Annotated in this window: 19 protein-coding genes; 8 read left to right on the top strand and 11 right to left on the bottom strand. The window is 72.6% G+C overall.

Annotation, left to right across the window (positions count from 1 at the left end; translation table 11 throughout):
- Positions 1 to 7: 7 nt before the first annotated feature.
- Entirely contained in the window at positions 8 to 781 is a 774-nt protein-coding gene (locus ACZ51I_RS07375) for a VOC family protein (protein WP_468872219.1), read from the bottom strand.
- A gap of 210 nt (positions 782 to 991) precedes the next feature.
- Between ACZ51I_RS07375 and ACZ51I_RS07370 the strand changes: the two genes are divergently transcribed.
- The 5 genes from ACZ51I_RS07370 to ACZ51I_RS07350 all read left to right on the top strand — a co-directional run bounded on the left by ACZ51I_RS07370 (position 992) and on the right by ACZ51I_RS07350 (position 5324).
- The gene (locus tag ACZ51I_RS07370; RefSeq protein ID WP_468872218.1) at positions 992 to 1579 is read left to right on the top strand and encodes a helix-turn-helix domain-containing protein; all 588 of its coding nucleotides are present in this window, start codon (positions 992 to 994) and stop codon (positions 1577 to 1579) included.
- Positions 1580 to 1648: 69 nt separating this feature from the next.
- The gene (locus tag ACZ51I_RS07365) at positions 1649 to 2617 is read left to right on the top strand and encodes an NADPH:quinone oxidoreductase family protein (protein WP_468872216.1); all 969 of its coding nucleotides are present in this window, start codon (positions 1649 to 1651) and stop codon (positions 2615 to 2617) included.
- On the top strand, positions 2614 to 3798 hold the full coding sequence (locus tag ACZ51I_RS07360) for an acyl-CoA dehydrogenase family protein (protein ID WP_468872214.1): 1185 nt from the start codon (positions 2614 to 2616) through the stop codon (positions 3796 to 3798). The genes ACZ51I_RS07365 and ACZ51I_RS07360 overlap by 4 nt, the downstream gene beginning before the upstream one ends.
- The gene (locus ACZ51I_RS07355; RefSeq protein WP_468872211.1) at positions 3795 to 4880 is read left to right on the top strand and encodes an acyl-CoA dehydrogenase family protein; all 1086 of its coding nucleotides are present in this window, start codon (positions 3795 to 3797) and stop codon (positions 4878 to 4880) included. The genes ACZ51I_RS07360 and ACZ51I_RS07355 overlap by 4 nt, the downstream gene beginning before the upstream one ends.
- 249 nt (positions 4881 to 5129) lie before the next feature.
- Entirely contained in the window at positions 5130 to 5324 is a 195-nt protein-coding gene (locus ACZ51I_RS07350; RefSeq protein ID WP_468872209.1) for a hypothetical protein, read from the top strand.
- A gap of 138 nt (positions 5325 to 5462) precedes the next feature.
- On the opposite strand, the gene ACZ51I_RS07345 is transcribed toward ACZ51I_RS07350, so the two are convergent.
- The 4 genes from ACZ51I_RS07345 to ACZ51I_RS07330 all read right to left on the bottom strand — a co-directional run bounded on the left by ACZ51I_RS07345 (position 5463) and on the right by ACZ51I_RS07330 (position 8556).
- Complete coding sequence (locus ACZ51I_RS07345; RefSeq protein WP_468872207.1) at positions 5463 to 6263, bottom strand: VOC family protein; 801 nt, start codon at positions 6261 to 6263, stop codon at positions 5463 to 5465.
- Between the two features lie 97 nt (positions 6264 to 6360).
- Complete coding sequence (locus tag ACZ51I_RS07340) at positions 6361 to 6861, bottom strand: nucleotide triphosphate diphosphatase NUDT15 (protein WP_468872205.1); 501 nt, start codon at positions 6859 to 6861, stop codon at positions 6361 to 6363.
- Positions 6862 to 7112: 251 nt separating this feature from the next.
- The gene (locus ACZ51I_RS07335; RefSeq protein ID WP_468872204.1) at positions 7113 to 8063 is read right to left on the bottom strand and encodes a universal stress protein; all 951 of its coding nucleotides are present in this window, start codon (positions 8061 to 8063) and stop codon (positions 7113 to 7115) included.
- A gap of 97 nt (positions 8064 to 8160) precedes the next feature.
- The gene (locus ACZ51I_RS07330; RefSeq protein ID WP_468872202.1) at positions 8161 to 8556 is read right to left on the bottom strand and encodes a DUF5997 family protein; all 396 of its coding nucleotides are present in this window, start codon (positions 8554 to 8556) and stop codon (positions 8161 to 8163) included.
- A gap of 64 nt (positions 8557 to 8620) precedes the next feature.
- Here ACZ51I_RS07330 and ACZ51I_RS07325 point away from each other — a divergent pair, with 64 nt between their 5' ends.
- Both ACZ51I_RS07325 and ACZ51I_RS07320 read left to right on the top strand, forming a co-directional pair.
- The gene (locus ACZ51I_RS07325; RefSeq protein ID WP_468872200.1) at positions 8621 to 9427 is read left to right on the top strand and encodes a LysR family substrate-binding domain-containing protein; all 807 of its coding nucleotides are present in this window, start codon (positions 8621 to 8623) and stop codon (positions 9425 to 9427) included.
- A gap of 90 nt (positions 9428 to 9517) precedes the next feature.
- A complete protein-coding gene (locus ACZ51I_RS07320) occupies positions 9518 to 10096 on the top strand; it encodes a Type-2Aa cytolytic delta-endotoxin (protein ID WP_468872198.1) in 579 nt (192 codons plus the stop codon).
- Between the two features lie 73 nt (positions 10097 to 10169).
- On the opposite strand, the gene ACZ51I_RS07315 is transcribed toward ACZ51I_RS07320, so the two are convergent.
- The 4 genes from ACZ51I_RS07315 to ACZ51I_RS07300 all read right to left on the bottom strand — a co-directional run bounded on the left by ACZ51I_RS07315 (position 10170) and on the right by ACZ51I_RS07300 (position 17959).
- A complete protein-coding gene (locus tag ACZ51I_RS07315; RefSeq protein WP_468872196.1) occupies positions 10170 to 11831 on the bottom strand; it encodes an FAD-dependent oxidoreductase in 1662 nt (553 codons plus the stop codon).
- Between the two features lie 35 nt (positions 11832 to 11866).
- Complete coding sequence (locus ACZ51I_RS07310; protein ID WP_468872194.1) at positions 11867 to 12769, bottom strand: AurF N-oxygenase family protein; 903 nt, start codon at positions 12767 to 12769, stop codon at positions 11867 to 11869.
- A gap of 217 nt (positions 12770 to 12986) precedes the next feature.
- A complete protein-coding gene (locus ACZ51I_RS07305) occupies positions 12987 to 14762 on the bottom strand; it encodes a S8 family serine peptidase (RefSeq protein WP_468872191.1) in 1776 nt (591 codons plus the stop codon).
- A gap of 218 nt (positions 14763 to 14980) precedes the next feature.
- Complete coding sequence (locus ACZ51I_RS07300) at positions 14981 to 17959, bottom strand: carbohydrate binding domain-containing protein (RefSeq protein ID WP_468872190.1); 2979 nt, start codon at positions 17957 to 17959, stop codon at positions 14981 to 14983.
- A gap of 190 nt (positions 17960 to 18149) precedes the next feature.
- On the opposite strand from ACZ51I_RS07300, the gene ACZ51I_RS07295 reads away from it, so the two are divergent.
- Positions 18150 to 18365, top strand: coding sequence for a hypothetical protein (locus ACZ51I_RS07295; protein WP_468872187.1), 216 nt, complete (start codon positions 18150 to 18152; stop codon positions 18363 to 18365).
- Positions 18366 to 18448: 83 nt separating this feature from the next.
- Here ACZ51I_RS07295 and ACZ51I_RS07290 read toward each other — a convergent pair whose 3' ends face one another.
- Entirely contained in the window at positions 18449 to 19405 is a 957-nt protein-coding gene (locus ACZ51I_RS07290) for an SMP-30/gluconolactonase/LRE family protein (protein WP_468872185.1), read from the bottom strand.
- A 126-nt stretch (positions 19406 to 19531) separates the two neighbouring features.
- Entirely contained in the window at positions 19532 to 20353 is an 822-nt protein-coding gene (locus ACZ51I_RS07285) for a VOC family protein (RefSeq protein WP_468872182.1), read from the bottom strand.
- Between the last annotated feature and the right edge of the window lie 129 nt (positions 20354 to 20482).

The following is a 20482-nucleotide window of genomic DNA, read 5'->3' as shown; positions in this document are numbered from 1 at the left end:
GCGGGACTCACCCCATCGGCGCGGGCTTCAGCACGGCGAAGGCGGCGCCGAAGGGGTCGGCGAGCCAGGCGATGCGGCCGACGTCCGGGACGTCGGCGGCGGGGAGCAGGACCGAGCCGCCGCCGTCCTGGGTCGAGCGGGCGATCGCGTCGGCGTCCTCGACCGCGAAGTACGGGATCCAGCGCGGGGTGTCGCCCTGGAGTTCCGCCGCGCCGCCGAACGAGGCCTCCTCCTGGTCGCCCTCGGCGGTGGAGATCACCCGGTAGGTCATGCCGGGGGCCTTCATCTCCGCCCAACGCCAGCCGAAGAGCCGCTGGTAGAAGCCGAGGACGGCCTCGGGGTCGGTGACGTGCAGCTCCACCCAGAGCAGGGTGTGGGGGGACGAGGTCCGTTCCAGGCCCCGCATCGCGGCCGGCTGCCAGACGGCGAACCGGGCGCCGCCCGGGTCCGTGAGGTTGGCCATCCGGCCGGCGTCCATGACGTCGAAGGCGGAGGTGCGGACGGTGCCGCCCGCCGCCTCGGCGGTCCGCTGGGTGTCGTCGGCGTCCGGCGTCTGGAAGTACACCGTCCAGGCGCTGTGCGCGCCCTCCTCGGTGAGCTGACCGACCGCGCCCACCGTCCGGCCGTCCTGCTGGAAGAGGCCGTAGCCCCCGGCCTCGGGACCGAGCGACCGGAACTCCCAGCCGAAGACGGAGCCGTAGAACACGGCGGCGGCCGCCGGGTCGGGGCTGCCGAGATCGATCCAACTGGGGGAACCGGTGGTGAACTGCGTACCGAGCATGGCTGCTGTTCCGTCCTTCCGTCGTCCGTGACCGCCGTCCTCCCGGCCACCATGGCCGATCCTCGCCCCTCCGACCGGGCGACGCAGCCGCGGACCGCCGGGTTCATCCGACCGGCCGACCGGCCGCCGCCACGTCCGAGAGTGCGGGCGGCGGCTCCTCGCACCCGCAGGACCGGCAAGATTGATTGCTCTTTCTGCAACACTGGGGCCATGACCGAAGACGACCGCATCGACGCCGTACTCACCGAGGTCGGCCCCCGTCTCCGCCGGGTCCGCCGCGACCGCGGGGTGACCCTCGCCGAGCTCTCCGCCGCCACCGGAATCTCCGTGAGCACCCTCTCCCGGCTGGAGTCCGGGCAGCGCAAGCCCAGCCTCGAACTCCTCCTGCCGCTCGCCCGTGCCCACCAGGTCCCGCTCGACGAGCTGGTCGGCGCACCTCCCGTGGGCGATCCCCGGGTCAAGGCGAAGCCGATCGTGCGCCACGGCCGGACGATGTACCCGCTCACCCGGCAGCCCGGCGGGCTCCAGGCGTACAAGGTGATCCAGGAGAAGGCCCACGAGGCCCCGGAGCCCCGGGTGCACGAGGGGTACGAGTGGCTCTACGTGCTCTCCGGCAGGCTCCGGCTCGTCCTGGGCGAGCACGACGTCGTCCTGGCCGCCGGGGAGGCGGCCGAGTTCGACACCCGCGTCCCCCACTGGTTCGGGGCGACCGACGACGGGCCGGTGGAGTTCCTGAGCCTCTTCGGACCGCAGGGCGAGCGGATGCACGTACGGGCTCGGCCGAAGAAGTCCGGCTGACCCGGTTCCGCAGCGGGCAAGCGACTGCTTAGTATGCAACCGACCGCACGGTACGGAGGAGGCTCCCGGATGCAGGCATGGCGTGTGTACGAGAACGGCGAACCGCGCGCGGTGATGCGCCGCGAGGACGTGGAACCGCCCACGCCCGGCGACGGCCAGGTCCTTCTCAGGGTCCGCGCCGCCAACGTCAACTTCCCCGACGCGCTGCTCTGCCGCGGCCACTACCAGGTGCGGCCCCCGCTCCCCTTCACCCCCGGCGTCGAGGTCTGCGCCGAGACCGAGGACGGCCGCCGGGTCATCACCACCGCGGCCCTCCCGCACGGCGGCTTCGCCGCGTACACCCTCGCCGACGCCGCCGGGCTCCTGCCCGCCCCGGACGCCCTCGACGACGCCGAGGCCGCCGCGCTGCACATCGGCTACCAGACCGGCTGGTTCGGCCTGCACCGCCGCGCCGCCCTCCAGGAGGGCGAGACCCTCCTCGTCCACGCCGCGGCGGGCGGAGTCGGCAGCGCCGCCGTCCAGCTCGGCAAGGGGGCCGGCGCCACCGTCATCGGCGTCGTCGGCGGCCCCGAGAAGGCGGCCGTCGCCCGCGCCCTCGGTTGCGACCTCGTGATCGACCGCCGCGCCGAGGACGTCGTCGCCGCCGTCAAGGCCGCGACCGGCGGCCGGGGCGCCGACGTGATCTACGACCCCGTCGGCGGCGAGGCCTACCAGCAGTCCGCCAAGTGCGTCGCCTTCGAGGGGCGGATCGTGGTCGTCGGCTTCGCGAGCGGCACCGTCCCCGCCCCCGCCCTCAACCACGCCCTGGTGAAGAACTACTCGGTCCTCGGCCTCCACTGGGGCCTGTACGCCGCGAAGGACCCCGCCTCGATCGGCCGCTGCCACGAGACCCTGACCGCCTACGCGGCGAAGGGGCTCATCAAGCCGCTCATCGGCGAACGCGTCCCCTTCTCCGGCGCGGCGGACGCCGTCCAGCGCGTCGCCGACGGCACCACCACCGGCCGCCTGGTCGTCCTCCCGGAAGGAGCCCACGCATGACCGACGCCGACGAAGTCTTTGCCCTCACACGGCAGTTGCTCGCCGATCACCCGCCCGCCACGACCGACCGCACCGACTTCCTGAAGGCACGCTTCGACGCCGGCCTCGCCTGGGTGCACTACCCCGTCGGCCTCGGCGGGCTCGACGCCCCCCGCGCGCTCCAGGCCGTCGTCGACGCCGAACTCGCCGCCGCGGGCGCCCCGGACAACGACCCGCGCCGGATCGGCATCGGCCTCGGCATGGCCGCCCCCACCCTCCTCGCGTACGGCTCCGAGGAGGTCAAGTCCCGCTTCCTGCGGCCCCTCTGGGTCGGCGAAGAGGTCTGGTGCCAGCTCTTCAGCGAGCCCGGCGCCGGCTCCGACCTGGCCGCGCTCGCCACCCGCGCCGTACGCGACGACGGGGGAGACTGGGTGATCGACGGGCAGAAGGTGTGGACCTCCAGCGCCCACGTCGCCCGCTGGGCCATCCTCATCGCCCGTACCGACCCCGACGCGCCCAAGCACCGGGGCATCACCTACTTCGTCTGCGACATGACCGACCCCGGCGTCGAGGTCCGGCCGCTGCGCCAGATCACCGGCGAGGCCGAGTTCAACGAGGTCTTCCTCACCGGCGTCCGCATCCCCGACGCCCACCGCCTCGGCGAGGTCGGCGACGGCTGGCGGGTCGCCCAGACCACCCTCATGAACGAGCGGGTCTCCATCGGCGGCGCCCGCATCCCCCGCGAGGGCGGCATGATCGGAAAGCTCGCCACCACCTGGCGCGAGCGCCCCGAGCTGCGCACCCACGAGCTGCACCGGCGCCTCCTCGACCTCTGGGTCGACGCCGAGGTGGCCCGGCTCACCGGCGAACGTCTCCGCCAGCAGCTCGTCGCCGGACAGCCCGGCCCCGAGGGCAGTGCGATGAAGCTCGGCTTCGCCCGGCTCAACCAGGCCATCAGCGGCCTGGAGGTCGAACTCCTCGGCGCCGAGGGCCTGTTGTACGGGGAGTGGGAGATGCGCCGCCCCGAACTCGTCGACTTCACCGGCCGCGACGCCGGCTACCGCTATCTGCGCTCCAAGGGCAACTCGATCGAGGGCGGAACCAGCGAGGTGCTCCTCAACATCGTCGCCGAGCGGGTCCTCGGCCTGCCCCCAGAGCCCCGCAACGACAAGGACGTCGCCTGGAAGGACCTGGCCCGATGACAGTGCAGACCGATCTGCTGTACTCCGAGACCGAGGACGACCTGCGGGCGACGGTCCGAGCCCTGCTCGCCGACCGGGCCGGCCACCCGGCGCTGCTCGACCGGATCGAGACGGACGACCCGTACGTGCCCGGCCTCTGGAAGTCCCTCGCGGGCGACATCGGCGCCGCCGGCCTCCTCGTCCCCGAGAAGCTCGGCGGACAGGGCGCGAGCCACCGCGAGGCCGCCGTGGTCCTGGAGGAGCTGGGCCGCGCGGTGACGCCGCTGCCCTACCTCACGAGCGCGGTGGTGGCCACCGAGACGCTGCTCGGCCTCGCGGGGGAGGGCGGCCCGGCCGTCGAGCTCCTCGCCGGCCTCGCGAGCGGCCGCACGGTGGCGGTCCTCGCCGCCCCCCTGTCGACCGCGCCGGACGCCCAGCCACCGCTCACCCCCACGGTCGCGGGCGTGGCGGACGCCGTCACGGCCGACGTCCTCCTCGTCCCGCGCGCCGACGGCCTGTGGGCCGTAACCGCCGGAGAGGCGACCGTCGAGCCGCAGACCCCGCTCGACCTCACCCGCCCGCTCGCCCGCGTCACCACCGCACCCGGGAGCGGCACCCGCCTCGCCGGCCCGGACGAGACCCGAGCGGCCGTCCGGCGCGGACTGCTCGCCGGGGCGGGCCTCCTCGCGTCCGAGCAGCTCGGTCTCGCCACCTGGTGCCTGGAGGAGACCGTCCGGTACACCCGCGAGCGCCACCAGTTCAACCGGCCCGTCGGCTCCTTCCAGGCGCTGAAGCACCGCATGGCCCAGCTCTGGCTGGACCTGGTAGGGGCCAGGGCAGCGGCCCGCGCCGCCGCCGACGCCCTCGCCACCGGCAGCCCGGACGCCCCACTGACCGTGGCGGTAGCCCAGGCGTACTGCTCCAAGGTGGCGGTCCGCGCCGCCGAGGAGTGCGTGCAGCTGCACGGCGGCATCGGCATGACGTGGGAACACCCCGCGCACCTGGCGCTGAAGCGCGCCAAGTCCGACCAGATCGCCCTCGGTTCGGCGGGCCGGCACCAGGACGCGATCGCCGCCCTGATGAACCTGCCGGCGCCCTCGTAACGAAGCGGGGGCCCCTGGGCAAGGGGCCCCCGCTGCCGGGCCCCGCCGGACCCCAGCGGCCGCGCAAGTCCACCTGCGGGCCGCGGCTCCGCCGACCCGACGCCGGCCTGTCTGCTGTGGGCCCGACGCGTCCTGACCCGATCTCACCCGTATGGCCGCCCCGCCATACGCCCGGACGGACGGGGCGTTCCGCCACACTGTCCGCCGAACGCCGCAATTCCGGTGCGGCGACGGAGGGACGTGAGAGTGATGGCCGTTTCCATTTCTGTCGTGGTGCTGCTGCTGGTCCTGGCCGCGATCTTCCTGCGGAGCGGTGGCCTGAAGTTCACGCACGCCCTCGTCTGCGCCCTGCTCGGCTTCTTCCTCGCCGGCACCAGCATGGCGCCCACCATCCACAACGGCGTGGCCGCCACCGCCGACGTGGTCTCCAGCCTCAGACCGTGATCGTCCCCACCGAGTGAACCGCCGCCCGACGGCACCGCGTACGCGGGCGTCCCCGACGCCACCACCGCCGTCCGCGACGCCCCCTGACGCACGGCGGCGCGGCGCCACCGAGGCGCCGCGCCGCACCGCTCACTCCGGTCACTCCATCTCGGGCATCTCGCCGACGGTCGTCCTCTCGTCGATGACCGCGAAGGCGGCGCCCTGCGGGTCCACGATCGCCGCGAACCGGCCGAACGGGCTGTCCATCGGCCCGAACACCTTCCGCCCGCCGAGGGCTTCGGCCCTCTCCACCGCCTTGTCGCAGTTGTCGACGGCGAAGTAGACCTGGATGTACGAGGGGATCTCCGGCGGGAAGTCCTCGTCCGACATCACCATCCGTCCGAGCACCGGCCGCTCACCACCGAGGTCGAAGACCCGGTAGTCCATGTGCTCGTCCTTGATCTTCTTCGAGCCGAAGCCGAAGACCTCGGTGAAGAAGGCGTCGGCCTTCGCAGGCTCCCGGGTGAAGACCTCGGCCCAGGCGTACGAGCCGGGCTCGCCCTCCCGCTCGAAGCCCTCGTGCTCGCCGCCCTGCCAGACGCCGAACGCGACCCCCGACGGATCCTTCGCGATGCACATCGAGCCGAAGTCGCCCACCTGCATCGGCTCCATCAGGACGGTGCCGCCCGCCCGCCGGATCTTCTCCGCCGTCGCCGTGACGTCCGGCGAGGCGAAGTACAGACACCAGGCCGACTGCGGCTCCCCGTCCTGTCCCGGCATCGGGGGCACGACGGCCGCGACCGCCTTGCCGTTCTTGTACGCCTGCGTGTAGTTGCCGTATTCCGAGGAGGACTCGCCGAAGGTCCAGCCGAGCACGTCGCCGTAGAACGTCTTGGCGCCCTCGACGTCGGTGTACATCGCGTCGGTCCAGACCGGCGTGCCTTCAGGTCGTGCGGCCATGACGGTGACTCCCACTTCCGATTCGATGACGTGTACCTCAGGCCACGCTAGTCACGCGCGCCGGGCCCCGCGCGGTGACGCACCGGCACCGTGGGCCTCAACCGGGCAGCCTGCCCAGGGCGTAGCGGTGGAACGGGCCGCCGGGGATCGGGAGACCGGGCCGCCACGCCCGCAGCACCTGCGCCGACGGCAGGAACAGGGCCTCCGGGAGATGGTCCGGGTCCGTCCACTCCCAGCGCTCGATCTTGTCCGGCTCGGCGGCCGCGGGCACGCCCCGGAATCCGCGCACGGCCGTGGCCGCGGTCATCCGGGTCAGCCGTGTGGAGGTGACGCTGTCCAGGAGCAGCCCGAGGACCTCCACGTCGGCGGCGTCGGCGACCAGCGTCGTCTCCTCGCCCAGCTCGCGGACCGCGGCGGCCTCGATCGACTCGCCCGGTTCGACCATGCCGCCCGGCAGCTCCCACACCCCGGAGCGGTGCAGGCCCAGGAGGACACGACCCGAGTCGTCGGTCACCACGACCCCGGCGCCGAGCGAGGCCCGGGCGGGCGGCGGCTGGACGTTGCGGGCGGCGGTGGCGGCGTGATCTGCGGTCGTCATGGCCCCTGTCTACCAGGCGCCTCCGACAGCCGAAAAAAAGCGTGAGGAACCTCTTGAAACCGGGGGAAAAGGGAGGACACTTTTACTCACACCGGAACAACCGGAGAGAGCCGCACCCGCCGACGGAGACGTCCGGAGGCCCGCGTGACCCTGATCCAGGCTCTGGCCAGGCCCCCGGCGGGGCCGGTCGGGCACGGAGCCGCCGGCGACGGCCGACGACCGCGCGAACCGATTCGGACCGCCGGGGACTGTCATGTCCCGGGGCCCTCAGAGGCCGGCGGCACCACGGCGACCGGACAGTGCGCGTGGTGCAGCACCGCGTGGGCGACGGAACCGATGAGCAGCGTCCCGAAGTGATGCCGGTGATGCCGGCCCACGACCAGCAGACCCGCGTCCCGCGACCCCTTCACGAGCCGGCCGGCCGCGTCCCCCGGCACCACCACCGGGACCAACTCCACCCCCGGCCACCGCGCGGCGAACGGCCGCAGCCGCTCCGCCTGCTCCCGCTCCGCCGCCTCCACGAGCTCCTTCGCGTCGTCCGCCAGCGGCAGCGGCGGCGGCACCTGGAGCGCTGGAGAGGGCGCCGCGAGCAGCGCGCCCTCCGGCGGGGGCAGCCGCAGCGCGGTCACCACCTCCAGCGGCACCCTCCGGTGGTGCGCCGCCTCGAAGGCGAAGCCCAGCACCTCGTCCGAGGTCTCCTCCGCGTGCAGCCCGAGCAGCACCCGACCCGCCCCCGCGCCGCCCTCCAGCGAGGCCGTGCGCGCCTCGTGCGGGACGACGACCAGCGGACAGGGCGCCGTCGTGGCCAGCGTCCGGCTCGTCGAACCGAGGAGCAGGCTCGCGAAGCCGCCGTGCCCCCGGGAACCGGTCACCAGAAGCCGCGCCCCCCGCGCCGCCGACGGCAGCGCGTCCCGCACGGACCCGTCCAGCGAGTCGTATCGCACCGGGACGCGGTGTCCCCGGTCCTCGACCACCGTCCGTACGGCCCGCGCGACCGGGTCGCCAAGCTCCGGCTCCGTGCCCAGCGAGGCGATACGGGCGGCGCCGAGCTGGAGCGCCTCGGAGCGCACATGGGCCACCACCAGCGGAGCCCCCAGGCTCTCCGCGGTGCTCAGCGCCCACTCCAGGGCCCGGAGACTGTGCTCGGACCCGTCCACGCCGACCACGACCGGCGGCTCGTACGCGATGCTGGCATCACTCATGAGGGGATGACTCCCGCACGCGCGGAAACGCCACGCCGGTCCCGACCGAGGTGCTTCGGTCGGAACCGGCGCGGGGAAGACGGCCGGGCGTGGGGAATCAGGCGTCCTGTCGGCCCGCCCGCTCCTCGTTGCGCTCCTTGATACGGAGGGTCTCCTTGCGGACCTCCGCCTGGGTGGCCCGCTCCTTCTGGAGCCACTCCGGGGACTCCTGCTTGAGCGCGTCGATCTGCTCCGTGGTGAGCGGCTCGGTGATGCCGCCGCGCGCGAGACCGGCGATGGAGACGCCGAGCTTCGACGCGACCACCGGGCGGGGGTGCGGACCGTTCTTGCGCAGCTCCTGGAGCCAGGCGGGCGGGTTGGCCTGGAGCTCGTTCAGCTCGGTGCGCGAGACGACACCCTCCTGGAACTCTGCGGGGGTGGCCTCGAGGTACACACCCAGCTTCTTCGCCGCGGTCGCGGGCTTCATCGTCTGGGTGTTCTGGTGCGACGTCATGGTGTCCAGGGTATCGAGCATGCGGGCGAACTCCGACCACGGCGGCTACCGGTAACCTGGCGGGGTGACAGGCTCGGACGCTTCCCCCGCGGACACCTCTTCGGTCTCCTCCTCGTTCCGGCTGGCGTACGTCCCGGGAGTGACCCCCTCGAAGTGGGTGCGGATCTGGAACGAGCGCCTGCCCGACGTGCCCCTGACCCTCCTCGCCGTGACCCCGGCCGAGGCCTTCGGCGCGCTCCGCGAGGGCGCCGCCGACGCGGGTCTCGTCCGGCTGCCCGTCGACGGCGACGACATCAGCGCGATCCCGCTCTACACGGAGACGACGGTCGTCGTCGTCCCCAAGGACCACCTGTTCGCGGCGGTGGAGGAGATCTCGGCGGGCGACCTCGCCGACGAGCTCGTCCTGCACCCCCTCGACGACACCCTGGGCTGGGAGCAGCCGCCCGGCCGCCCCGCGATGGAGCGCCCGGAGACCACGGCCGACGCGATCGAGCTGGTCGCCGCGGGCGTCGGCGTCCTCGCCGTCCCGCAGTCGCTCGCCCGCCTGCACCACCGCAAGGACCTCACCTACCGGACCCTCGTCGACGTCCCGCAGTCGCGGGTGGCCCTGTCGTGGCCGGCGGCGGACGAGGCGCCCGACCTGGTGGAGGAGTTCATCGGCATCGTGCGCGGCCGCACCGTGAACAGCACCCGGGGACGCCGCGCCGAGGAGAAGAAGGGCCAGAAGCAGCCCAAGGAGCAGCGGGCGGCGAAGCCGGCGCGCTCCGGGAAGCCGGGCGGCGGCTCCCGTACGGCCGGACGGCCCTCGGCGTCCCGCAAGGGCGGCGCCGGCTCCGGACGAGGGGGCAAGCCCCGCCGCGGCCGCGGCTGAACCGTCCGCACGGCGGACGCCCCGCGCCCGCCCCTCCGGCACCTCGGCATACTGACCCCTCCTGATCACCGAGATCATCCAGGAGGAGCATTGGCCGCCAGTTTCAGGACCGTCGTCGAGGTGGGACCGGACCACCTCGACCAGGCCCGGTCCATCGACCGGGTCTTCCAGGAGGCGATCGCCCCGGCGACCGTCAACTTCGACTTCGAGGCGATCCACCGGGCGGCCTCGGCCGTCCCGGACAGCGACGTGGTGCGGATGGTCAGGGGCTGGGGACTCCAGGAGCACGCCCCCGTCCTCGTCATGGTCCTCTCCCTCAAGGAGGCCGTCCGCCAGGCGCTGCCGCCGGAGTGCGCGGAGGCCGGCTTCTGGGCCACGGTCGAGCGGGAGCTCGTCCAGGCCTTCACCGGACTCGCCGCGCAGGAGGGGCAGCCCGGACTCTCCTTCTACGAGGAGTCCGGAGACCGCACCCGCTTCTACCGCGACCTGTTCTTCGCCCTCCAGGACGAGGAGACCGGGGACCACATGTACGCCCTGGCCTTCTGCGTCGACGTGACCGTCGAGCTGCCGAAGGCCGAGACCCTCGCGCTCGACCTGACCGACGTCGTGCCCTTCGCGGTACGGCTCAACGCGATCGTGGTCCGCCAGGCCCTGAGCGTCTCCGTCTGACCGACGGCCGACGCGTACGACAGAGCCTCACCGGCCCGCCGTCCCGGGCCGGATCCGAGGAGCCCCTGAGCGCTCAGCCCCGCAGGCGCAGCCTGCTGCCCCGTGCCGCCGCGACGAGCTCCGGCACCGTGGCGAGCTTGACCCGGGGACGCCCCGCGTCCCGGCCCCTCGCCCGCTCGGCCCGGTCGATGGAGGCGAGCCCCCGCGCGTCGACGAGTCCCCGTCCGCTGCGGCTCCGCGCGAGCCGGCGGAAGTCCTGGGAGGTGCCCGTCGGCTTCGGCAGCGTCCCGGCCACCGCGTCCGCGAGCAGCGTCCCGATCGTCTCCTCGGCGCAGGCCCGGTTGGCCCCGATGCCCCCGGACGGCCCCCGCTTGGTCCAGCCGACGACGTAACTGCCGGGCAGCCCCACGACCCGCCCCGCCTCGTGCGGCACGGTGCCGGTCGTCTCGTCGAACGGCAGCCCCGCGAGCGGGACGCCCCGGTAGCCGATGGCCCGGACGAGAAGCCCCGCCCCGATCTCCGTACCCGACGGTTCGCCGTCCTGCGTCACCCGGACCGCCCGCACGGCGCCGTCGCCGAGGGCCTCGACCGGGGCGGAGTGGAAGCGCAGCACGATCCGGCGCCGCTCCCGTGCCGGGGCGCGCGTCCACTCCACCGCCTCCCGGTCCAGGCCCCGCAGGAGCGCGGCCTTCTCCCCGGGCCCGGCCGCGTCGATCGCCGCGCCGGTGCGCGGATCCCGGTCGTCGACGACCAGGTCGACCCCGGGCAGGTGCTGCAGGGCGAGCAGTTCGGAGGTGGTGTACGCGGCGTGCTCGGGGCCCCGGCGGCCGAGGAGCACCACCTCGCGGACCCGCTGGTCGCGCAGGGCGGCGAGGGCGTGGTCGGCGATGTCCGTACGGGCGAGAGCGTCGGGATCGGTGACGAGAAGACGGGCGACGTCGAGCGCCACGTTGCCGTTGCCGACCACGACGACCCGCCCGGCGGAGAGCCGGACGGCGTCCGCGCCGGTCTCCGGGTGCGCGTTGTACCAGGAGACGACGGAGGTCGCCGGGACACTGCCCGGCAAATCCTCGCCGGGGATCCCGAGCCGCCGGTCGGAGGGCGCGCCCACCGCGTAGACCACGGCGTCGTGGTGCGCGGCGAGTTCCTCGGGGGTGATGTCCACGCCGATCTCGACGCCGAGCCGCATGCGGACCCGGGGGTGGGTGTGGAAGCGGGCGAAGGTCTCCCCGACTCCCCTGGTCGCCGGGTGGTCCGGTGCCACGCCGTACCGGACGAGACCGCCGGCGACCGGCAGCCGGTCGATCAGCGTCACCTCGGCGTTGGTGTGCAGGAGGAGGTCCTCGGCGGCGTACATCCCGGCCGGACCCGTGCCGACGACCGCGACCCGGATCGGGGCGAAGTCGGCGGGGACCGAGCGGTCGAAGACCGGCTCGCCCCACGGGTGGAAGGTCGGCGAGGCGAGGACCGGCGCGGGCTCACGGTCCGCGTAGTAGGCGGCGTTGATCCCCTCGTACTCCCGCAGCCGCTCGGTGAGCCGGTCGGCCGGGAAGATCGCGTCGACGGGACAGGCGTCGGCGCACGCGCCGCAGTCGATGCAGCTCCTCGGGTCGATGTACAGCATCTCCGTGGTGCCGAAGTCCGGCTCCTCCGGCGTCGGGTGGATGCAGTTGACCGGGCACACGGCGACACAGGTGGCGTCGTTGCAGCAGGTCTGGGTGATGGCGTAGGTCATGTCGTCGGCTCAGCTCGGATCCGGGAGGGGCGGGGTCAGATGAGGTTCGCGCGCTTGTAGAAGAAGAGCGCGGGCCGGGTCAGCAGGCGGGCCGAGGCCAGGAACTCCATGAGCCCCGCGCAGCTGGCGCGCATCCGCGCCTTGTAGTGCTCGTTGGCGGCGGCCTCGCGCCGGGCGCGCACCGGGTCGAGGCCGGCCTTCACGTAGACCTCGGGGCTGACCAGGCTGGTGACGATGTAGTACGAGGCGATGGCGACGACCAGGGCGTGGAAGGAGCGGCGGGCGCGGCCGGCGTGCTCCAGGCGGCGGCGCGTCTCGTCCCGGGCGAACTTCATGTGCCGGGACTCCTCGACGACGTGGATGTTGTTGATGGTGCGGACGAAGGGGACGACCCGCTCGTCGCGCATCCAGTCGCGCTGCATCACGTCGAGGACCTCCTCGGCGACGAGGATGCCGGCGTAGGCGGCCTCGCCGAAGCCGACGGTCTTGAAGGCGCGGCCGAGTTCGAGCACCGCCCGCCGGGGCCGGTAGGCGGGGGCGCCGAGCTTCTGGGCGCCGCGGGCGAACATGATGGAGTGGCGGCACTCGTCGGCGATCTCGGTGAGGGCCCACTGGAACCGGGGGTCGGTGGGGTCCTTGGCGTACATGTCCCGCAGCACCATCTGCTGGAGGATCATCTCGAACCAGATGCCGGTGCTGGCCACCGAGGCCGACTCCTGGCGGGTCAGCTCCTTGCGCTGCTCCTCGGTCATCTCGTCCCAGTACGCGGTCCCGTAGAGGCTGTTCCACTCCGGGCTCTGGCCGTGGAAGTCCTTGTCGAGGGGGGTGTCCCAGTCGACCTCGGCGGCGGGGTCGTAGGAGAGCTTCGCGGCGGACACGAGCAGCCGCGCCGCGACGTCGTGGTCTCCGTTGTCCGGGCGAACGGTGCTGCTTGCCATGGTGCGGCTCCTCGGGGTCGCTCGAGCGGCTGGGGGGCTTGTTAGACATCACGTCTAGCAAGCTTGTTAGACGGAACGTATAGCAAGGGCCCCGGGATGGCCTACCCCTCGGACGGACTTTCTTTCCCACGGAGTTACCGCGGGTACGCGAACGGGGCCGGAGCCGTGGCGGCTCCGGCCCCGTTTCCCGGGTCGGGTGGTGCTGGGTCGGGAGGGACTAGAAGGTCAGGTTCCAGGCGTCGATACGGCCCGTGTCCTGGCTCGCGTTGTCGTTCACGCGGAGCTTCCAGACGCCGTTCGCGACCTCCGACGAGGCGTTCACCGTGTACGTCTGGGCGATGTTGTCCGTGCCGCTGCCGGTGTGGTTGTGCAGCGTGTACACGGTGCCGTCCGGGGCCACCAGATCGACCTTCAGGTCACCGATGTACGTGTGCTTGATGTCGACGCCCACCTTCAGGGTGGCCGGAGCGTTGCCCGTCACACCGCTGACCGTGATCGGGCTCTCGACCGTGGAGTTGTCCGCGATCGCCACGTCCGTCAGGTTCTCGAAGTACGCCCCGGGCGGCGGGGTCGAGCTGCCGACGGCCTTCAGGGCGTCCACGCGGCCCTCGCCGAAGAAGCTGTTCTTCGCCGTGGTGCCGGTGCAGCGGCTGTCCGAGGGGCAGGCCAGGTCGGTGGCCTGCTCGCCGAGCTTCGCCCGGATGTCCGCCGGGGTGTACGCCGGGTTGGCGCTGGCGAGCAGCGCGGCCACGCCCGCCACGTGCGGGGAGGCCATCGAGGTGCCGCTCAGCGAGGAGTACTTGCCGCCGGGGACCGTGCTGTAGACGGACTCGCCGGGCGCCGAGACCTCGATGACGTCACGGCCGAAGTTGGAGAACGAGGCCTTGGACGTGCCGCTGGTGCCGTTCGCCGCGACCGTGACCACACCCGGCAGCTCGGCCGGGATGTCGAGGCAGTCGTTGGTGATGGTCCGGGTCACCGGCGTCGAGTCGTTGGGGCTCGACGAGTCGGTGGTCTTGTTGGCCAGGTCGACGTTGGAGTTGCCGGCCGCCGCGACCTGGAGCGAGCCCTTGCCCTCGGCGTACGCCTGGGCGCGGCCCACGCCCTCCAGGATGGCCGCCTGGTCGAGGTTGTTCGGGCAGTTGAACTGCCACGGGTCCGTGTAGTAGCTGTTGTTGGTGACCTTGAAGCCGTGGTCACCGGCCCACACGAGGCCGCAGATGGTGTTCTCCGCGAAGAACAGGGTGCTGCCGGGCTCGGCGATGCGCACCGAGGAGATCTTCACGCCCGGGGCGACACCGATGGCACCCTTGCCGTTCTTGGCGGCCGCGACCGTGCCGGCGACGTGGGTACCGTGCTGGTCGACGTCGCGCCAGGCCCCGGCACGGGTGTCCGTCTTGCCGTACGCGCAGGAGACCGAGTCGGCGGCGTTGAAGTTCGGCGCCAGGTCCTGGTGCTGGTCGTCCACGCCGGTGTCCAGGATGCCGACCTTGACCGTGGCGGAGCCCGGGTTGACGGCCCAGGCCTGGTCGGCCTTGATCTGCGTCATGTCCGAACGGACGGGCTCCGTCGTGGGCGCGGCGGACTGCGCCGGGTTGGCCGGGAGCGCCGGGTTGTAGGCGTCGGCGGGGACGTCGGAGGTGCGCGTCGCGCCGACCTTCTGGACGCCCGCGACACCGCGCATCGTGGCGGCGAAGGAGGCGGAGGTCGAGTGCGCGACGATCACGCCGATCGCGTCGTACGAGGCGAAGACCGATCCGCCGTTGTTCGCGACGGCGGTGCGGACGGCGGTGGTGTCGCCCGGGGTCGTGATGACCAGGTAGGCGCGGGTGCCGGCGGCCCAGGCGGCGGGCGCCGCGGCGGCCGCGGGAGCGGCGGCAGGGCCGGCCGAACGGGCCGCGAGGGGCTCGTTGTCCAGGGGGGCGGCCTGTGCGAGGCCGACGGTCGAGCCGAGCGCCAGGGACGTGCCGAGCGCGAGGGCCGAGAGTCTCATCCGGCCGGATATGTGGGAAAACAATGCGTCCTCCGATGACCCGGTGGCGCGGGTGGCGCCGGCCGGGCCCTGTGATGTGTGGGGTGGACGCAAGATCCCAGATGGACGGGGCGGAAGGAAGCCTTCTGTCCGAGAAGCCCGTTCGTGTAACAGAATCTTGACTTGAGCATGGCGACGAGGGGGCGGTCCGTGTTCCCCCACCCCCTCGCCGGTCCGTGCTACTTCAGGTACGGGCCCGCCGTGCCGATCCTCCCGGGACCGTTCAGGACGTACACCCGCAGGTTGCCCTTGCCCGGCGCGGCGACCGAGAGGGTGCCGGCGGTGACGGTGCGGACGTCGCCGGTGACGGCGTCGGTGTACGTGCCGTCGGGGACGCCCGTGAAGGTGGCGCCGCCCGAGACCGTGACGAGCGCGAAGCTGTCCGTCGAGCCGCTGGTGTAGCGGCGCTTGAACGCCATGCCGCCCGAGACGCCCTCGGTCGAGTACTGGCCCGTCTGGAGCGCCGGGATCGCCCGGCGGATCTGGTTGAGCCGCTGCACGTGCTGGACCAGGGGCTGCTTGAGCGTGGCGGCGATCGCGCCGGAGGCCGAGGAGACCCGGGAGAAGTCGGAGGCCGTGACGGAGCCGGCGACGTGGTCGCCGAAGTAGGCGCGGCCGGTGGTGGCGAGCGGGCAGGCCGGCCCGCAGTCGATCTTCTTCCCCTTCTGGAACTCGATCTCGGAGCCGTAGTACAGCGTCGGGATGCCGCGGAAGGTCCACATCAGGGACATGTTCTCGGCCCAGGCGTCGGTGCCGCCGGCGTACCGTTCGCTGGACTTGTTGGGGCCGTAGTCGTGGCTGTCGACGTAGACGACGTTGTAGGTGGCGTCGTTGTAACTGTCGTCGGAGTCCTTGCCGTTGGAGAAGGCGTTCTGCGCGTCACCGAAGTTCATGTGCATGCGCATGTCGATGACGTTCATGCCGGAGAAACGGCTGTGGTCGGGGGTGTGGTAGCTGTTCCCGGCCAGGAAGGCGTTGGTGGAGGTGGGCTGGTCGCCGGTGCCCTGCTGCTGCTCGTAGTCGTACATCTCCAGGGCCGCCTTCGTGTCGTCGGCGTCGTACTCCTTGCGCTCCTTCCAGGTGTAGAACTGAGCGGAGTGGTTCACCGAGCCGCGGTTCCACTTGTCGTTGACGAAGGCGGCGACCTCGCCGAAGACGAAGAAGTTCTTCGCCGCCTCGGCGCCGTGCCGCCGGGTGACCCGTTCCTGGATGGCGGGCAGGAAGCGGCGGTTCCAGGTGGTGCGCGGGATGTGTACGGCCGTGTCGACGCGGAACCCGTCGACGCCCATGTCGATGTACTTGTCGTAGGCGCCGATCAGGTAGTTCTGCACGGTCGGGTTCTCCGTGTCGAAATCGGCCAGGTCCTCGTGCAGCCAGCAGGAGCGGGAGTCCTCGCCCTCCCAGTTCCCGATCCAGCACTGGTGGTAGAGCGCCTTCGGGAACATCCCCGACGTGGGGCTCGGCCACTGGCAGTTGTAGACCGTGTACCCCTCGGCGCTCCTGCCGCCGGTCGGCTTGCCCCAGTTGACGCAGGTGTTGCCGGTGGGTTCGGCCGTCGACCACAGGTCGCCGTTGTAGTACGACTTCCCGCTCTTGGCGTCGATCGTCAGGCCGTCGTACTCGAAGCCGGACTGCTTCTCGTCGTAGTACCAGCTCCACTGGCTGTCCCGCACGCCGTACACGGTCGGTACGAAGAGGCCCTTGGCGCCCCAGCGGGAGGAGTGGTTGTAGACGACGTCCTGGTAGATCTTCATGCCCTTGGCGTGGGCGGCGTCGATCAGGTCCTGGTAGGAGGCGCCGGCGGACTCCAGGCGTGGGTCGACCTTGTAGAAGTCCCAGCCGTGGTAGCCGTGGTAGTCGTAGTCGGACCGGTTGAGGACCACCGGCGTGACCCAGATGGCCGAGAACCCGAGGCCCTTGACGTAGTCGAGCTTCTGGATCAGGCCTTTGAAGTCGCCGCGGAACATGGGGTCGTCGTTGGCCGCGTTGCCGGACTTGACGTGCTGGCTGCCGCCACGGTTGTTCGACGGGTCTCCGTCGTTGAAGCGGGCGGTGAGGACGAAGTAGATGGGGTCCTTGCGCGGGTCGGTGCCGAGCGGCTTCCCGGTGGCGGGCGTGGCCGGCTTGGCGCCGGTGGTGGCGGTCGCGGCGGCCGAGGCGGGGGAGACGTTCCCGGCGGCGTCCACGGCCTTCACCGTGTAGGTGTACGCGGTCCGTTCGGCGAGGCCGGTGTCGGAGTACACCGTGGAGCCGACGTCGGTCACGACCGTGCCGCCGCTGCCGCCGGTGCGGGTGACCTGGTACTTCGTGACGCCCCGGTCGTCGGTGGCGGCGTCCCAGGTGAGCAGCACGGAGACGCCGTCGGCGGTGGCGGTCAGCCGGGCCGGGGCGGTGGGGGCCCGGGTGTCGGGCGGGGTGGCGGCGCACGGGTCGGTCCCGTTCGCCGTCACGACCCGGTTGCGGACGGTGGAGACGCCCGCGCCGATCGTGTAGTCGGAGCCGCCGTTGTTGTCCCAGACGCCGTTGCCGTTGTTGAACGCGGCCTTGAGGGTGGCGGCCGTACCGAGGTCGATCTCCCGCTTCCACCAGCCGGCGCAGGCGGCCTGCATGCCCGCGCCCGGGACGGCGGTCCAGGCGCCGCCCGCGGGCTGGTAGTGGATGTTGGCGGTGGACCACCCGAGCGCCTCGGTGGAGTAGTAGACCGTCGCCTTGGCGCCGGGGGTGGGCGTGGTGCCCCCGCACGGGTCGGAGTGGGCGACGACCCCGTCCTTGACGGTGATGTTCCCGGTGCCCAGGGCGTAGTTCGCGCCGCCGTTGTTGTCCCAGGTGCCGGTGCCGTCGGTGAAGGTGGCCTGGAGCCCGGCGGCCGTCCCGAGGGGGACGGTCTTCTTCACCCAGTCCGTGCAGGCGGGCTCCATGGCGACGCCGGGGACCGTGGTCCAGGCGCCGCCGTCGGGGGCGTAATGGAGGTGGTAGGCGGGCCAGTTCCTCGTCTTCGTCCAGTAGAAGACGGTCGCCGTGTTGTCGGCGGTCGCGGCGACCGGGCCGGTCCTGGGCGAGGGGTCACCGGATGGGGCGGCGAGCAGGCCGAACAGGCCTGCGGCCACGGCCAGGACGGCCACCGGGCGTCCGGGCAGGCGGATGGGGTTGCGGCTCATCGGATTCTCCAGGCGGAGGCGCGCTTCCGCGCGGGGCCGGCTGGGACTGGGGATCGGCGCCGCTGGAAACGCAGTCGGAAAGTTTCTGAAACACTTTGCGTCGGGCGGAAGTTACCGCCGCCGGGACGGGGAGGTAAAGACTTCTGACGGAAGCGGGGCCGGTTCGCCGCGCCCTGGACACCGGATCCGCATGCCGCTCGCGGGCGATCTGCTCGTGAAGGCCCTGGTGTTCGGCGCGGCCGCGCTCCTCGCCCGCGACCGGCCGCTGTGGGGCGTTTCCCTCATCGCCGTGGCGTTCGTCAACACCGTCCTGGCGACGGTGGACCGCCGGCCGCGATGCGGCGGGGAGTGTGAGCGGGCCTCCTGGCCCCGGGCCGAAGGGGCGGTTTCTGCTCGGATGGGCTAAGGCCGGGGTCAGGGGTGGACTTCGAGCCGCTCGACGACGCGGTTGAAGCATGCGCGGTGGGCGGTGGAGCGGACCACGTCGTTTCAGCCCGCCGCGTCCAGCCAGGGTCGGTGTCCGGGGCCGGTCGGGTGGGTGCCGGTGACGCCCATGACCACCGAGTACAGGCTGGTCTCGGCGGCGATGAAGAGACGGTTGCGCTTGGCGCCGCCCCACGAGATGTTGGCGACCGCCTCCGGCGCGTGGAGCCGTCCGATCAGGGTGCCGTCAGGGTCGTAGCAGTGCACCCCGTCGTTCATCGCGGCGGCCCAGAGCCGTCCGTCCGCGTCGAAGCGGAGGTTGTCGAAGCGGGCCCCCTCCCGGGCCGACGCGTCGGCGAAGACCTTGCCGTCGGAGAGCGTGCCGTCCTCGCGCACGTCGAAGACCCGGATGAAGCCCGCCCGGGTGTCGGAGACGTACAGCTGCCGCTCGTCGTGGGAGAAGACCAGACCGTTCGGCGCGGCGAACTCGTCGGCCACCAGCCGCACTTCGCCGCTGTCCGGATCGACGCGGTAGACGTTGTTGGAGCCGATCTCGCTCTCCGCGCGGTAGCCCTCGTAGTCGCTGGTGATGCCGAAGTCCGGATCGGAGAACCAGATCGAGCCGTCCGACTTCACCGCCGCGTCGTTCGGGCTGTTCAGACGCTTCCCCTGCCACCGGTCCGCGAGCACCGTGACCGTGCCGTCGTGCTCGGTGCGCGTCACGCGGCGGTTGCCCTGCTCGCAGGAGATCAGCCGGCCCTCACGGTCGAGGGTGTTGCCGTTGGTGTACCCGGCGGAGCGGCGGAAGACGCTCACGGCGCCCGTCTCCTCGTCCCAGCGCAGCATCCGGTCGTTCGGGATGTCGCTCCAGATCAGCTGCCGCCACGCGGGCAGGTAGATCGGTCCCTCGGCCCAGCGGCAGCCCGTGTAGAGCACCTCCAGCGCGTCGTCGCCGTTCATGCACCGTCCCGCGCGGAACCGCTCGTCGAACATCTCGTACAACTCGGGCCGCTCGCCGCTCATGGAGCCCTTCCCTTCCCGTCAGCCACACCGGCGCCGAACCTGATCCTGCCCAAGGCGAAGACCGCGGGACCATCTGCGGTCAGTACGAGGACTTCGAACGCAGAGCTGCGAAGCGCACGCCCTGGGTCATCCCTCCCTCTCCGCCTCCACGGTGAACAGTGCTCCGTCCGGGTCCCGGACCACCGCCCGCCGCTCGTCGTCACCGCCCGGCGGCCGCACCCCCGACCACTCGCCGCCGGGCACCACCGTCCCGCCGTGCTCCTCGACCGCCGCCCGCGCCGCCTCCAGATCGCGCACCCGGAAGCGGACCAGCCAGCGCGGCCTCAACTGCGGCCGGGGTGAGGCGGACTCGACCGGGCCGCTGTTCAGCCGGGCGACGGCCTCGCCGTTCCGCCGCAGCACCACCTGGTCGTTCTCGTACGACACCTCGCAGGAGCCGGGGCTCTGGTCCGCCCAGCGGAGCACTCCGCCGTAGAACACGGCCGCGTCGAACGCGTCGCGGGTGTGCAGCTCCAGCCAGGCCGGCGCCTGCCGCTCGCCGACCTGCCAGCGGGAGACCAGGCGCCCCTCCCACACGCCGAACGCCGCTCCCTCCAGATCCGTCGCGAGCGCCGCGCGGCCCCGGGGCGGGTACGCCATCGGCCCCACGCCGACCGTGCCGCCGCGCTCCCGGATCCGGGCCACCGCCGCGTCGGCGTCGTCGACGGCGAAGAACACCGTCCAGGCCACCGGCAGTGCCAGCTCCGCCGCCACCGCCGCGATCCCGGCCACCGGCGCTCCGTCCCGCTCGCCCACCACGTAAGCGTCGCCGAGGGAGCCCCGCCGGAACGTCCACCCGAGCACCGCCCCGTAGAAGCGCTTCGCCCCCTCCAGATCGCGGGCGGACAGATGCAGCCAGCACGGTGCGCCCATCGCCTCCCCGGTCGTCGGCTGCGACACCGGCACCACCTCCTCGTCGTCATGAGTCCGTGCGCCCCTTCCCCGACTTGCCGCCCCGCAAGCGCGAACTCACCCACGTGCCGCCGATCACCACCCCTCCGGGTCCGCTGAACGGGCCGCCCGGAGCGCCGTCGCCCC

The organism is Streptomyces sp. NPDC034084 (assembly GCF_055575535.1).
Note: the sequence above shows the minus strand (reverse complement) of the source record. Positions and strands in the feature narration are given on the sequence as shown.

Coding starts and splice junctions, on each gene's coding strand:
- ACZ51I_RS07375 (WP_468872219.1), bottom strand. CDS start 781: ATGCTCGGTACGCAGTTCACCACCGGTTCCCCCAGTTGGATCGATCTC.
- ACZ51I_RS07370 (WP_468872218.1), top strand. CDS start 992: ATGACCGAAGACGACCGCATCGACGCCGTACTCACCGAGGTCGGCCCC.
- ACZ51I_RS07365 (WP_468872216.1), top strand. CDS start 1,649: ATGCAGGCATGGCGTGTGTACGAGAACGGCGAACCGCGCGCGGTGATG.
- ACZ51I_RS07360 (WP_468872214.1), top strand. CDS start 2,614: ATGACCGACGCCGACGAAGTCTTTGCCCTCACACGGCAGTTGCTCGCC.
- ACZ51I_RS07355 (WP_468872211.1), top strand. CDS start 3,795: ATGACAGTGCAGACCGATCTGCTGTACTCCGAGACCGAGGACGACCTG.
- ACZ51I_RS07350 (WP_468872209.1), top strand. CDS start 5,130: ATGGCCGTTTCCATTTCTGTCGTGGTGCTGCTGCTGGTCCTGGCCGCG.
- ACZ51I_RS07345 (WP_468872207.1), bottom strand. CDS start 6,263: ATGGCCGCACGACCTGAAGGCACGCCGGTCTGGACCGACGCGATGTAC.
- ACZ51I_RS07340 (WP_468872205.1), bottom strand. CDS start 6,861: ATGACGACCGCAGATCACGCCGCCACCGCCGCCCGCAACGTCCAGCCG.
- ACZ51I_RS07335 (WP_468872204.1), bottom strand. CDS start 8,063: ATGAGTGATGCCAGCATCGCGTACGAGCCGCCGGTCGTGGTCGGCGTG.
- ACZ51I_RS07330 (WP_468872202.1), bottom strand. CDS start 8,556: ATGACGTCGCACCAGAACACCCAGACGATGAAGCCCGCGACCGCGGCG.
- ACZ51I_RS07315 (WP_468872196.1), bottom strand. CDS start 11,831: ATGACCTACGCCATCACCCAGACCTGCTGCAACGACGCCACCTGTGTC.
- ACZ51I_RS07310 (WP_468872194.1), bottom strand. CDS start 12,769: ATGGCAAGCAGCACCGTTCGCCCGGACAACGGAGACCACGACGTCGCG.
- ACZ51I_RS07305 (WP_468872191.1), bottom strand. CDS start 14,762: ATGAGACTCTCGGCCCTCGCGCTCGGCACGTCCCTGGCGCTCGGCTCG.
- ACZ51I_RS07300 (WP_468872190.1), bottom strand. CDS start 17,959: ATGAGCCGCAACCCCATCCGCCTGCCCGGACGCCCGGTGGCCGTCCTG.
- ACZ51I_RS07295 (WP_468872187.1), top strand. CDS start 18,150: ATGCCGCTCGCGGGCGATCTGCTCGTGAAGGCCCTGGTGTTCGGCGCG.
- ACZ51I_RS07290 (WP_468872185.1), bottom strand. CDS start 19,405: ATGAGCGGCGAGCGGCCCGAGTTGTACGAGATGTTCGACGAGCGGTTC.